The sequence below is a fragment of the Aequorivita sp. Q41 genome, assembly GCF_039831855.1.
Classification (GTDB): Bacteria; Bacteroidota; Bacteroidia; order Flavobacteriales; family Flavobacteriaceae; genus Aequorivita.
The window spans coordinates 70,916-84,529 of record NZ_JBDPMS010000002.1; the positions used below are offsets into that span (position 1 = coordinate 70,916).

The following is a 13,614-nucleotide window of genomic DNA, read 5'->3' on the forward strand; positions in this document are numbered from 1 at the left end:
GTTTTTTAATTTACAGAAGAGTTTAAATTTTTAAAACACCAAACAATAGGATTTTTTCAAATAGCAGCAGTTATGTTTGTGTATAGTCTAAATAGGAATTTCTAGATAAAGGAGTTGCCTTGCAGTTGAAAGTTTTAGCAAAGATTTCGACCAAAACATAGAGATAAAAATATTCATATTTTAAGAATTCATTCTGATTTGAAATCTAAACCAAATTATAGCTGCCTTTAAAATACTTTTTAACCTACTCAAACTATACTTAATTAAAATATTTATTAGAAGATGAAAAGCACCAAACTAAATATAGAAAATAATAAGGGGTATAAACTTCAAGCATATTTGGAGCTTCCAGCAAATCAAAAACCTAATTATTACGCCATTTTCGCACATTGCTTTACCTGTACTAGCACCTTAAATGCCGTTAAAAATATTAGCCGGGCATTAACCAACCATGGTTTTGGTGTAGTGCGTTTTGATTTTACAGGATTAGGAAGAAGTGAAGGTGAGTTTTCAGAAAGTTACTTTTCAGCAAATGTGGATGACCTTATAGCGGTTAATACGTATTTAACAGAAAATTACCAAGCACCAGGCTTATTGGTAGGGCATTCCCTTGGCGGTGCTGCTGTAATTGCAGCAGCTTCTAGGCTACAAAATATTAAAGCAGTCGCTACTATTGGTGCTCCAGCAACTATAGCGCATGTAACACATTTGTTTTCTCATGGAATTGAAGAAGTAAAGCAAAAAGGAGCGGTTGAAGTAAATATTGGTGGACGCCCTTTTAAAATAAATCAAGAATTTGTTGATGATTTTAGTAAAACCGATTTACCAGAAATTACTAAAAACTTGCGTAAACCTATATTGATTATGCATGCGCCATTCGATCAGATTGTTGGGATAGAAAATGCACACAAGTTGTATCACGACGCCCACCATCCTAAAAGTTTTGTAAGCCTGGATCAAGCAGATCATTTACTTTCTAAAACACGCGATAGTGAATATGTAGGCGCGCTTATTGGCACCTGGGTTACACGGTATTTTGAACCTTCAGATAATGAAATGCTACAAACGGAAGGGGAGCAACTTGTAGCGCATTTAGACTTAAAAGAAAATAATTTTACAACGCAACTCCAAACTAAAAAACACACTTTTATAGCTGATGAACCAGAAAGTGTTGGTGGGGATGATTTTGGACCTTCACCTTATGAATATCTTAATGCTGCCATTGCAAGTTGTACCGTTATGACTCTAAAACTATATGCTGAACGCAAAAAATGGGATTTACAAGAAGTGTTTGTTTATATAACACATGCCAGAAAACATAGTGATGAATTGATGCTAGATGTTGAAAAACCAGGATATTTAGATCATATTTCAAAAAATATTAAGCTTGTCGGAAACCTTGATGATGCACAAAAGCAACGTTTAAAAGAGATAGCTTCAAAATGTCCAGTCCATAAAACGGTTGCTAGTGAAGTGATTTTCGATACCGAAATACTAAATTCATAAAGTATTAGCAAATACATAAGTTCTGTAAAGGATACCAAATAATCCTCGTAAATAGCTTGTTTGCGGGGATTATTGTATGAAAGAATGAGGTTTCGTTACCACAATTAGAACCATTCAGGATGCTGTATGTTTAATTGGTATAAGCATCCATTTAAGGGTTTTGATTACGGTTTTCCGTAAAATATTTTTCTTGCGATATTTTAGATTTGATACTTGTTAATCTAACGCATAGAATGAAAACAACGAATGTTTAAAAATTTAAAATGGCCTTAAAACTCTATCAGTGTACAAATTGTTCAATTCTAATTAAAAATAATTCAACCCCAAGTAACACCAACTGTACGGTTAAAAAATATCATAGTTGGACCAAATTAGAAGATGTTGGAGATATACAATACAGTTGTGATAATTGCGAGACCGTAGTACAAACAATCTCAATTCCCTCTAATTATGGATGCCCAAGGGCTTCGAGTCATTCTTGGCGAAAGGTGTGAAGGTTAGAGGAAATGTACATACTAACTTTAGTAAATTAATTGAATCCCTTAAAAAATCAGACTAATTACTGTCCCGGTACTCTTATTACTTTGAACTTGAATTTTACCTCCGTGTAGTAGCATAATTTGTTTGCTTAAGCTTAGGCCAATACCACTTCCGGTTTTTTTTGTGCTAAAAAAAGGCACAAAAATACTATCCATTATTTCAAGTGGAATGCCCGTACCATTATCCGTAACCTTTAGCTGTGTTTTACCGTTAGTCCCTATGCTAGCTGTGACAATAACTTTTGGGTTAGAAACTTTATCGGTTGCATCGAGTGCATTTAAAATTAGATTGATAAGTACTTGCTCGATGAGGTAAGAATCTATTTCTAAAACTAAATTTGGATCTTTTAAATCAAAATCGAGTGTAGTTAGCTTTTCTTCCAAAGACGATTTCATTAATTCATTTATACTTTCAAAAAGATCTAAAGCTTTAACAGTGGTTTTATTTACGTGGGTAATTTTATTTAAGCTTCTATAGGTTTTTGCAAATTTCATTAACCCTTCACTACGTTTTTTAATACTGTTTAAGCCTGCATTTAGGTCTTCCAGTTCTAATTTTTCGGTGGTTTGGTTTTCTATTGATTTTTGAATATCAGATTGAAGTGTTTCCGCCAACGAAGAAATTGGTGCAATGCTGTTCATAATTTCGTGGGTCATTACACTTAACAATTTTTTCCATGCCTCACTTTCATTTCTATTTAAAGTCTCTTCAATATTCTGAAGAACGATGAGTTTGAAGGAGTCTTCCTCCATTTCAAATACGGTGTCAGAAATCAATACTTTTACTGTTTCCTGCCTCATTTCCAAGGTTGCCGAGGCGGTGTTGGAGTGGTACGTTTCAAAAAGTTCATCGTATATTTTTGGTCTTCTTTTTTCAACAAAACGTATGTTTTTAAAGGAAGGGAAATCAAGGGTTTTTAGAAGTGAATCGTTTGCCCAAAGCACATCGCCACTTTCTACATTATAGGCGATAATACCAATATTAACCATTTCAAGAATTTTTTGAAGATATAAAAATTGAGCTTGACGTTCACTATCTATTGCTTTAATGGTTTTATTGACTAAGTTGAATCCTTTGTGAAGTTTTTGAATGTCTTGCGGTCCTTTATCTTCTACAAACCATCTTGAAAAATCGTGATATTTTATGGATTCAAAAAAATCATCCATTTCAATAAAACGTTTTATTACAAATTGATAAAGATTATAAATTACCATTAAAGAGAGTAACGAACCTCCTATAATTGCGTAGGTATTTGGCAAGGCTATCCCAAAGGCAAATAGTGTTAAGGCAATGAGTAAACTTATAACCCGAAGCGTTAATGAAAATAAATAACTGTTATAGCTCATATTTATTAAGTCTGCGGTAAAGTGCTGCACGTGTTATACCTAATTCTTTTGCAGATTTTGAAATATTACCTTCATTTTTTTCGATTACATTTAAAATTGTATTCCGCTCAACAATATCAAGGTTTGTTTCATTTTGGAGTAGTGGTGTGTGCGATTGTTCTATAGCTGAAAAGGTAAGGTCTGAAGCCGCTAGGGTCTGTTGTTCAGCCATAATAATAGCACGTTCGATTGCATATTGTAATTCGCGAACGTTGCCACTAAAATGATGTTTTTTTAATTTCTGAATAAAATCTGGGGTTAATGTAAAAGTTCCTTTCCCATATTTTTCAGCATAAAAAGTCACAAAATAGTTTGCTAAAAGAGCAATATCGGAGCCTCGGTCTCGTAAAGGCGGAATAGTAATATCTACAGTATTTATACGATAAATAAGGTCTTTTCTAAACCGTTCTTCATCGGCAAGCTCGCTTATTGGCACATTGGTAGCACAAATTAACCGAATATCAATTGCAACAGCTTGGTTGGAACCCAATGGAGTTACCTGTCTGTTTTGCAATACTGTTAGCAACCGTGATTGCTGTCGGGGCGTGATATTTCCTATTTCATCTAAAAATAAAGTTCCCCCATTTGCAGCCTCAAAACGCCCTTTTCGATCTTCACGTGCATCTGTAAAAGCACCTTTTTTGTACCCAAAAAGTTCACTTTCAAAAAGAGTTTCAGTAAGTGCGCCAACATCCACTTTTATAAAAGGCATATTCTTACGAAGTGAATTTTCATGAATGGCTTTTGCAATTAAATCTTTACCTGTCCCATTTTCTCCGAGTATAAGAATATTAGCATCGGTGGGCGCAACCTTTTTGAGTTTTACAAATACATCTTGCATGGGGTCACTATCGCCTATAATCTTGATTTCGGAATCTAGTGGTAGCTTTTTTGGTTGGCGTTTTTTATTTTTTTCAAGCAGTTCTTTTATAGTACCTACTATTTTTTCATTTTTCCAGGGTTTGACTATAAAATCGGAAGCACCTTCTTTTAACGACCGAATGGCTAAATCAATATCGCCATAAGCAGTTATTAGGATAACAGCTACGTTTGGATCTTGTTTCTTAATTTTATTTAACCAGAAAATCCCTTCATTACCTGTATTTACAAGGCCGTTGAAATTCATATCTAATATAACAACATCAAACTTATGAGCTTGCATCAAGCTTTGAAGCATGTTCGGATTTTTATTGACGACAACCTCTTTTACTTTCGATTTAAGTAGAAGTCGAAGCGCAACGAGAACGTCCTCATCGTCGTCTATAACTAATATATTGGCATTATGGAGCAGCATGGATACAATATTAATAAATTCAATTGTTTTAATTCGTAATTATGAATTCATAATTACGAATTAAGTAAAGTGTATCGGCAGCGAACAGTTAGTGTCTCAAAAACGAACACTCTGTAGTATTGGTTTTTTTTCAAAACACTGCAAACCAGTGTGTTATTTTTTTGGCACCATATTGACAGTTTAATTTTTGAAAACGAATCAATATATATGGACATCCCTTTAGAAAAAAAACGATTTACCACTAAAAAGCTCCTGCTACTTGCGGGCATAGGTGTTTTGATTGCATTAATCTTATTTGTTATTATTTCATCAATAGGAGGTGCTAAGCTTAATGTTGAAAAGGAACGCATTAGCATTAGCACAGTAAAAAAAGGCGTTTTTCAAGAAAATATTCCTGTAAACGGAATAGTACTGCCTATCACTACGATTTATCTAGATGCACTTGAAGGAGGTCGTGTAGAAGAAAAATTTGTAGAAGATGGGGCAATCTTAAAAAAAGGCGATCCTATTTTAAGGCTTTCAAATACAGACCTGGAGTTAAGTCTTGTAAATCAAGAAACACAGGTATACAATTTATTGACGCAGATGCAGATTTCTCAAAATGCGGCTCGCCAAAACACTATCAATAAACTAAACCAATACACCGATGTAGAAAGTGGCTTAATTGAGGCCAAGCGTTTGTATGATCTCAATAAGAAACTGTATGATAAAGATGCTATTGGCCGTCAGGATTTAATACGTGCAGAGAACGAATACAACTACCAAAAAGAACGTATGAAGCTCTCAAAACAAATACTTAAGCAGGATAGTCTCGCTGTAAAACAGGAAAAAGGACAGGTGCAAAGTAGTTACAGTCGCACCCAAAATGCGTTGGAGTTAATGCGTAGAAAAGTCGCAGATCTTGTGGTAAAAGCGCCTGTTGATGGGCAACTTACTTCGTTAGACGCTGAAATTGGTCAATCCAAAAATAAAGGCGAACGCTTAGGTCAGATTGATGTCTTGAGTGGGTTTAAAGTGCGTGCAGAAATTGATGAACATTATATTTCAAGAATTTATAATGGCCAATCTGGAAGCTTTAGCTTTAATGGCAAAAGCTATCAACTAACAATTAAAAAAGTTTATACCCAAGTTACTAATGGTAGGTTTCAAGTAGATATGCAGTTTGAAGATGAGGTTCCCGAAGGAATACGTCGTGGACAAACACTACAAATAAGATTGGCTTTGAGCGATGAAAAACAGGCAGTAATGATTCCGAAAGGAGGATTTTTTCAACAAACAGGAGGTAATTGGATCTTTAAAGTAAGTGAAAATGGTGCTACCGCTTATAAAACAGAAATAAGGCTGGGTAGCCAAAATACTGAAAATTATGAGGTTTTAGGTGGATTAGAGCCAGGTGATAAAGTAATTACAAGTAGTTATGATACCTATGGCGATGTACAAGAATTGGTTTTAAAAGATTAAAATTAGTCAGTGATGCTGGGCGTATGTAATAATTAAAATTCCTATTGCTATCGGGAGCGTCCAGAATAACTTTTATAAAACAATAACCATAATAAAGAAAACAGCTATAAATGAAACAAATTAAATTTTTAATAATCGCTTTATTTTTGTTCGTATTTCCAAAGTTTGTATTGTCTCAAAATACAGAATTCGAAATAGATAAATTATATAAAGTAAATAGCAATAAAGCTGGGTTTTCTGTCGCAGTATTTAAAGGAGACGATATCTTTTTTGAAAAAACATACGGTAGCGCAAACCTTGACTATAATATTCCTATAACTAGTGAAACCGTATTTGACATAGGCTCAATTGCAAAACAATTTACAGCTGCAGCTATACTATTACTAGAAGAAGAGGGAAAGTTATCTATTAAAGACCCTGCGTATCAGTATATAGATAACCTTCCTCGCTATAAAAAAGGAAATCCCACTATTGAGCAATTATTAAATCAAACAAGTGGCATAAAAGAGGTAGATCCTTATTTAGGTGTAATTGATCTTTGGTTTTATGATTACCTAAATCATTCGCAAATGATTAATATAATTACGAAAGTTAAATCACTTCGTTTTACACCTGGAGCTCACTTTTATTACACAAATGCAAACTACATATTACTCGCTTCTATTATTGAAAAAGCTTCAGGAGAATCTTATAATGATTATTTGCAAAAAAATATTTTTGAACCACTTAAAATGGAACATACCATTTTTAATAATGATTTGTATAAAGTTATTAAAAACAGAGCTATAGGCTATACAGAAGCGGAAGGTAAATTCTATAACACTCATTTTTATTCTTTAAACTATTCTGGAGACGGACAGATTTTAACCAATCCAAAAGACATGTTTAAGTGGCATCAAAACTTAAAAAATGCAGTGATTGGAACATCAGAATTATGGAAGAAAATGCATACAAAAGCGAAACTAAATGATGGTACAGAAATAAATTTTGGATTAGGGGTAGAATTCGAAACTCACAATGGCTACGAAGCTGTTGGGTTTGATGGTATGAGTGTAGGGGGTTTTGTCTCTAAATATTTGTACTTCCCAAAGCTAGATACAGCCTTTTTTACCACGCAAAACACATTTAATTGGGATTTTAGAGACCACTTTTTTCAGTTTGTAGATCTGTTTCTTCCTAAAGTAGAATCTAAAAATAAAGCTTCAAAATACAAAGAAATAGAACTCTCCAATAATGAATTAAAAAAATATGAAGGAACTTATTTATTCTATTTTAATGATGAAGACAGCAAAGCAAATACTATAAAACTAAAAGGGAATACACTTGCTGTGCTAACACTGGATGGTGATGAAATTGCAACATTGATTCCACTGGGAAACAATAGATTTTTATTCGGAGAAGGTGAAAATGCCATAATAACGTTCAGCTTTAACCAGAAGGAAAAGCAATATACGTATGACGAATTAGAGAATACAACCCCTTGGTTATTTAAAGAGTTTCAACTTTATAAGCATACTGAAGAAGAGTTAAAGGAATTTGAAGGACACTATTTTAATAAAGATTTTCAAATCGGTAAAAAGCTTCAGTTAGAAAAGGGGAAACTTTATTATTACTATAGAAACGGGGCTAGCAAAAATGTAATGGCATCAATCTCTAAAGATTTGTTAGAAATATCAATAAGCCCAATTAAATTTTTACGAAATAGCAAAAACGAAATAACGGGCTTTGATCTAATGGGAGTTGTGTTTGAAAAAATATAATTACGTGGTTAATACCTTATAGAAAGAACATCGAAAAAAATGATAACAAGGCTTTGACGCTGCTTAGCCACTTGAAAAAATAAATTATGATAACAATTACAGATTTAGAAAAATTTTACGCCACCGAAGAGGTTCGCACGATTGCATTAAACAAGTTGTCTTTTAAAGTAAAAGAAGGTGAATTTGTTGCCGTAATGGGACCTTCGGGTTGTGGAAAATCAACCTTACTAAATATATTGGGCTTACTTGACGATGCGGATGGCGGAAGTTTTGTTTTTAATGGAATAGAAGTAGCAGGTTTTAACGAACGCAAACGCGCAGATTTGCGAAAACATAATATTGGGTTTGTATTTCAAAGTTTTAACCTTATAGATGAACTCACCGTTTTTGAAAACGTTGAGCTACCATTAATCTACACAGGTGTTAAACCAGCCGAAAGAAAAGAGCGCGTAGCTGCTGTACTCGAAAAAATGCAGATAATGCACCGCAAAAAACACTTTCCACAGCAACTTTCTGGAGGGCAACAACAACGTGTGGCTGTTGCGAGAGCAGTTGTAAACAATCCAAAATTGATACTAGCCGATGAACCTACGGGGAATTTGGATAGCAGTAACGGAAATGAGGTGATGGATCTACTTACTGAATTAAATGAAGCTGGAACCACAATAATAATGGTAACGCATAGCGAGCATGACGCAAAATACAGCCATCGAATCATCAGGATGCTCGATGGGCAGAAAGTGACAGAGAATGTTTTGGCTGAATTTTAAAAGTAATCATTCTTAATAATCAGTTGGTGTAACAGATTTATAGTTAACCGATAACTGCTAAAACTAACAAAAATGATCAGTAATTATTTCAAAATAGCTTATAGAAACCTTTTAAAGTATAAGGGATATACTTTTATTAATGTTTTTGGTCTTGCCATAGGTATTACTTGTGCGAGCCTAATACTTTTATGGATTGAAGATGAAGTAAATTTTGATGAAGCTATTTCTGAGAAAGGACTGGTTTATGCGGTTCCAACCAATCAAAAATACGATGGAGAAATTAGAACATTCTTTCAAGCTACCCCAGGGCCTTTGGCAGCTGTTTTAAAAACAGAAATACCTGAAATTGACAAATCAGCAAGAAAGCGTGATGTTAACTTTTTACTAAGTGTAGCCGAAAATGCTGTAAACAGTATTGGTAGTTATGCTGATGAAGACCTAATCGATATTTTTGGACTTCAATTTGTTGCGGGTACTAAAGAGGTTGCATTCAAAAACCAAAAATCTATTGTTATTACCAATAAAATGGCAACGATTCTATTTAATAATAGCAATGATGCCATTGGCAAAAATATACAACTAGATAAAAAAGAAAGTTATACTGTTACTGGGGTTATAAAAGATTTTCCTAAAAACACGAGCTTTCCTTTTTCATGGATTATACCTTTTAAAAACTTTACAGATGGGAAAGAGTGGACTACTGGCTATGGCTCCAATTTTACGGACACTTTCGTAAAATTAAAGGCTGGGACTGATTTTGAGAAAGTAAACGAAAAAGTAAAAGCGATACTTCCGGCCAAGACAGGTGATAAGGATACTGAAGCGCTTTTGTTTTCTGCTAACGATTGGCATCTACGTTCTAATTTTGAGAATGGCGAAATTGTTGGTGGCCGTATTGATTACGTGCGTTTATTTGGCTTTATCGCCCTTATAATCTTGATAATTGCCTGTATAAATTTCATGAATTTAGCTACTGCTAGAAGCGAAAAGCGTGCAAGTGAAGTAGGAATGCGAAAAGCTTTAGGTTCAGGCAAAAAACAGTTGATTATCCAGTTTATGACCGAAGCTGTAGTAACAGCTTTCCTAAGTGGTATTCTTAGCATCATACTATTGATAATCTTAATTCCGCAATTTAATGCCCTGATAGGGAAAGACTTAAGTCTTTCCCTTGCAAACCCAATTCATATATTTCCAATACTTGCAATAACACTAATCTGTGGTTTAATTTCTGGAATTTATCCAGCGTTTTATCTTTCATCATTCAAGCCAATTGAAGTTTTAAAGGGAGCTAGGAAACAGACTGGTAACGCTTCATTTACCAGAAAAGGTTTAGTAGTAATGCAATTTTCAGTTTCAATTGTATTTATTATTTGTACAATACTTGTGTTTCAACAGGTTCAACATGTGAAAAATAGAAGCTTGGGAATGGAAAAAGAAAATTTGATAGAAATTCCCGCGGCAAATGGTGTGATTATTCAAAACTTTAATGCCATTGAAAATGAATTAAAATCTGCAGGATTAATTGAAAGTGCAGGACTGTATAATTCGCACATTTTGGCTGCAGGAAATAATACTTCAGGTGTACAATGGCAAGGAAAAGCTGAAGATCAGGATCTATTAATTTCTTTTCGAACTGTAACACCAAATTTTTTCGAAACAGCAGGCATGAAAATTAAAGAGGGAATAGGGTTTAGCAATTTTCAGGCTGCAGATAGTACAAAGGTTATGGTGTCGGAATCTTTTGCTACACTAATGAACACGGATAATGTTGTGGGTAAAACAATCACTTGGAATGATCAAATCTTTACAATTAGCGGTGTTGTAAACAATTATTTATATGGCGATATGTACGGTAGCAGTGATCCCGTAATGTTTTTCCATCACGCTCAAGGAGCAGATTATATGTATTTAAAACCGACTCCTGGTGGAAGTATTAGCGCGAAGCTTACTGCAATTGAAGCCGTATTTAAAAAACAAAATCCTGGATTTCCATTTGCATACCGTTTTGTGGACGAAGCTTTTAATGAACGGTTTAAAAATGAACAACTTGTTGAAGATTTATCTCAAATATTCGCTGTATTAGCAATCATTATTTCATGTTTAGGTTTATTTGGTCTTTCAGCATACATGGCAGAACAACGCCGAAAAGAAATTGGTGTCAGGAAAGTATTAGGCGCTAGTGTTTTGGGGATTATAAGACTACTCTCTAAAGACTATTTAAAACTAGTATTTCTTGCGATACTAATTTCAATACCAATCGCTTGGTATGTAATGAAAAATTGGCTTCAAGGATATGCGTATAGAATTGAAATAAACTGGCTCGTGTTTATCCTTGCAGGAACTCTAGCAATTTGTATTGCTCTAATAACAGTAAGCTTTCAAGCCATAAAAGCTGCAATTGCAAACCCAATAAAAAGTTTGCGAACGGAATAAAAAAGTGGGGAGTTGCAGTTTTTAGTAAAAAATAATCATCAATTAATCTTTTCAAAATGATAAGGAATTATACTAAAATAGCATGGCGAAACATACGTGCTAACAAACTTTTTACAGTGCTCAATATTGCAGGACTTGCCATTGGAATGTGCGTATGTATCATCCTGTTTTCCTTTGTGAATACTGAGCTTAGCTTTGATAAAATGTATTCAGATTCAGAGAATATCTATCGGGTAAATATGGAGACTTCGGAAGAATACAATTTTGAAACATGGGCTACCATACCCAATGCTGTGGGGCCAGCATTGACGCAGGATATTTCGCAGGTAAAAAAAATGACGCGTCTTATAAAGGACGATTTTGGTGCAACTGCTTCTATAAAGATAGGTGCTAAAAATTTCACGGAAAACGGACTTTATTTGGCAGATGCTACAATTTTTAAAATGTTCGATTTCAAATTTATCACTGGAAACAGTGAAAGCGCCTTTTCAAAACCAAAATCAATAGTGATTTCAGATTCGGCAAAAGCGCGTTTGTTTGGCAATCAAGAGGCGATGGGGCAACTTATTACTGTAAACAATCGGGATACTTTACAAGTTTCTGGGGTGTATAAAAACTTGCCAAAAAACAGTGTTTTAGAATGCGATATGATCTATAACATTATGGATTCATGGATGGGTACTAATGTGTATTGGAGCAATGCTAGTTATGAAACTTATATACAGCTTCAAACAAATGCAAAGGCTAAAGATGTTGAAAATCAAGCCAGCAGCTTAATTGATAAATATGTTGATAAAGAGAGCCAATATTTCACGCAATTCTTTCTCCAACCTTTAACAAAAATACATCTTTATTCAGCTGATGTTAGCGAAGGATATTCTTCAAAAATTGGAAATATAGCGACTATTAAAAGCCTTCTTTTTCTTTCAATACTTGTACTGTTTATTGCTTGTATTAATTATATGAATCTTGCAACAGCAAATTCTCGCAAGCGTGCTAAAGGGATTGGAATGAACAAAGTTTTGGGGGCTAAAAGACGTCAAATGCTATCGCTATTTTATGTGGAAACTGCCATTTTGGTGCTTTTCTCAATACTAATAGGATATGCTCTTTCTTTTATAGTGCTGCCATTATTTGAAAGTATTACGGCTAATGAGTTAGTTTATACAGATTTACTAGCTACACCAATTTTAATAGGTTTAGTAGTAATTTGGTTTGTAGTAACGCTGGTTGCGGGGAGTTACCCCGCTATTTCGATGTCGGGAATTTCGCCGCTTATATTGGTGAATAAATCTAAAAAAAGAGGTTCTACCTCTGAGTTTGTCCGAAAAGGTTTGGTTGTTTTTCAGTTTGCATCTTCCATCGTTTTGATTATTGCTGTCACCATTATTCTTCAGCAGATGGCGTTTATAAAAAATAAAAACTTAGGGTATGATCCTAATGGAGTTATTGCTATTTCGGTTAAATCTGCCGAAAATAGACAACAAATTCAAAGTTTAAAAAAAGCATTAGAAAAGCAGGTGGGTATTGAAAGTGTTGCCGCAGTGCAATCTATGCCAGGGGCATATGAAAGTGGCCGTTTAGTACGCAAATTAAGTACAGACAATACTGGTATGCCCATATCAAGTTGCCATACCGAAGGAGGGGTTGTTAAAACCTTAAAACTAAAATTACTTGCAGGGAGCGAACTTCCGCAAACCATTGCTACTGGCGATTCCGTAATCTACACATTAATAAACGAAAAAATACTAAATTATCTAGGCTATCAAAACGCCAATGATGCTATAGGTAAATTAATTAATACTGAACTTGGCGACAAATCTATTATAACGGGGGTAGTTGAAAATTTTAATTTCAATTCGCTTAAAGAGGATATTGGAGGCTATATGTATTATAAATCAACGCATGCTCCTGATGGTATTCGGACGCTTTTGGTACGTTACAATACTCAAAACCTGCCGCAGTTTATAGGGCATCTGCAAAATACATTTACTAACAAGCTTCCCAATACAGCTTTCGATTATCAGTTTGTAGATAAACAAGTGGCGCATTTATATGCTTCTGAAGAGAAAACCGCGCAAACGACAACTATTTTCTCAATCTTGGCCATTTTTATAGCCTGTTTAGGGTTGTTTGGATTAGCTGCTTTTACCGCAGAGGAGCGTACTAAGGAGATTGGTGTACGCAAGGTTTTAGGGGCAACTGTTGCAGGAATAATTCAATTGCTATCAAAAGACTTTTTAAAGTTGGTATTAATTGCCTTTGTAATCGCAGCACCCCTGGGTTATTGGTTGATGCATAAATGGTTGCTGGATTTTGCATACCGCACAGAAATTAATTGGTGGGTGTTTGCCTTTGCTGGTATAGCAGCAGTTTGTATAGCGTTAGTAACCGTGAGTTTTCAGGCGATTAAAGCAGCCATAGCCAATCCAGTAAAAAGTTTAAGAACAGAATAAAGAAGTAGG

Annotated in this window: 8 protein-coding genes; 6 read left to right on the top strand and 2 right to left on the bottom strand. The window is 34.6% G+C overall.

Features of this window, described 5'->3' with window-relative positions:
- Positions 1-282: 282 nt before the first annotated feature.
- Positions 283-1,506 (top strand): alpha/beta fold hydrolase, encoded by a 1,224-nt coding sequence (locus tag ABJ955_RS09870; RefSeq protein WP_347374455.1) that lies wholly within the window; start codon positions 283-285, stop codon positions 1,504-1,506.
- A 542-nt stretch (positions 1,507-2,048) separates the two neighbouring features.
- On the opposite strand, the gene ABJ955_RS09875 is transcribed toward ABJ955_RS09870, so the two are convergent.
- Both ABJ955_RS09875 and ABJ955_RS09880 read right to left on the bottom strand, forming a co-directional pair.
- On the bottom strand, positions 2,049-3,392 hold the full coding sequence (locus ABJ955_RS09875; protein ID WP_347374456.1) for a HAMP domain-containing sensor histidine kinase: 1,344 nt from the start codon (positions 3,390-3,392) through the stop codon (positions 2,049-2,051).
- A complete protein-coding gene (locus tag ABJ955_RS09880; RefSeq protein WP_347374457.1) occupies positions 3,382-4,725 on the bottom strand; it encodes a sigma-54 dependent transcriptional regulator in 1,344 nt (447 codons plus the stop codon). Before ABJ955_RS09880 ends, ABJ955_RS09875 begins: the two co-directional genes overlap by 11 nt.
- Positions 4,726-4,932: 207 nt before the next feature.
- Between ABJ955_RS09880 and ABJ955_RS09885 the strand changes: the two genes are divergently transcribed.
- The 5 genes from ABJ955_RS09885 to ABJ955_RS09905 all read left to right on the top strand — a co-directional run bounded on the left by ABJ955_RS09885 (position 4,933) and on the right by ABJ955_RS09905 (position 13,605).
- Positions 4,933-6,186, top strand: coding sequence for an efflux RND transporter periplasmic adaptor subunit (locus tag ABJ955_RS09885; protein ID WP_347374458.1), 1,254 nt, complete (start codon positions 4,933-4,935; stop codon positions 6,184-6,186).
- Between the two features lie 110 nt (positions 6,187-6,296).
- Positions 6,297-7,946: a serine hydrolase domain-containing protein gene (locus ABJ955_RS09890; protein ID WP_347374459.1), complete on the top strand. Its 1,650-nt coding sequence runs from the start codon at positions 6,297-6,299 to the stop codon at positions 7,944-7,946.
- An 86-nt stretch (positions 7,947-8,032) separates the two neighbouring features.
- Positions 8,033-8,716 (top strand): ABC transporter ATP-binding protein, encoded by a 684-nt coding sequence (locus ABJ955_RS09895; protein ID WP_347374460.1) that lies wholly within the window; start codon positions 8,033-8,035, stop codon positions 8,714-8,716.
- 72 nt (positions 8,717-8,788) lie between these two features.
- Positions 8,789-11,149: an ABC transporter permease gene (locus tag ABJ955_RS09900; protein ID WP_347374461.1), complete on the top strand. Its 2,361-nt coding sequence runs from the start codon at positions 8,789-8,791 to the stop codon at positions 11,147-11,149.
- A 56-nt stretch (positions 11,150-11,205) separates the two neighbouring features.
- Positions 11,206-13,605, top strand: coding sequence for an FtsX-like permease family protein (locus ABJ955_RS09905; RefSeq protein ID WP_347374462.1), 2,400 nt, complete (start codon positions 11,206-11,208; stop codon positions 13,603-13,605).
- Positions 13,606-13,614: the final 9 nt, after the last annotated feature.

Excerpts from the sequence above, each read along its gene's own strand:
- ABJ955_RS09870 (WP_347374455.1), top strand. The coding sequence starts at position 283 with ATGAAAAGCACCAAACTAAATATAGAAAATAATAAGGGGTATAAACTT.
- ABJ955_RS09875 (WP_347374456.1), bottom strand. The coding sequence starts at position 3,392 with ATGAGCTATAACAGTTATTTATTTTCATTAACGCTTCGGGTTATAAGT.
- ABJ955_RS09880 (WP_347374457.1), bottom strand. The coding sequence starts at position 4,725 with ATGCTGCTCCATAATGCCAATATATTAGTTATAGACGACGATGAGGAC.
- ABJ955_RS09885 (WP_347374458.1), top strand. The coding sequence starts at position 4,933 with ATGGACATCCCTTTAGAAAAAAAACGATTTACCACTAAAAAGCTCCTG.
- ABJ955_RS09890 (WP_347374459.1), top strand. The coding sequence starts at position 6,297 with ATGAAACAAATTAAATTTTTAATAATCGCTTTATTTTTGTTCGTATTT.
- ABJ955_RS09895 (WP_347374460.1), top strand. The coding sequence starts at position 8,033 with ATGATAACAATTACAGATTTAGAAAAATTTTACGCCACCGAAGAGGTT.
- ABJ955_RS09900 (WP_347374461.1), top strand. The coding sequence starts at position 8,789 with ATGATCAGTAATTATTTCAAAATAGCTTATAGAAACCTTTTAAAGTAT.
- ABJ955_RS09905 (WP_347374462.1), top strand. The coding sequence starts at position 11,206 with ATGATAAGGAATTATACTAAAATAGCATGGCGAAACATACGTGCTAAC.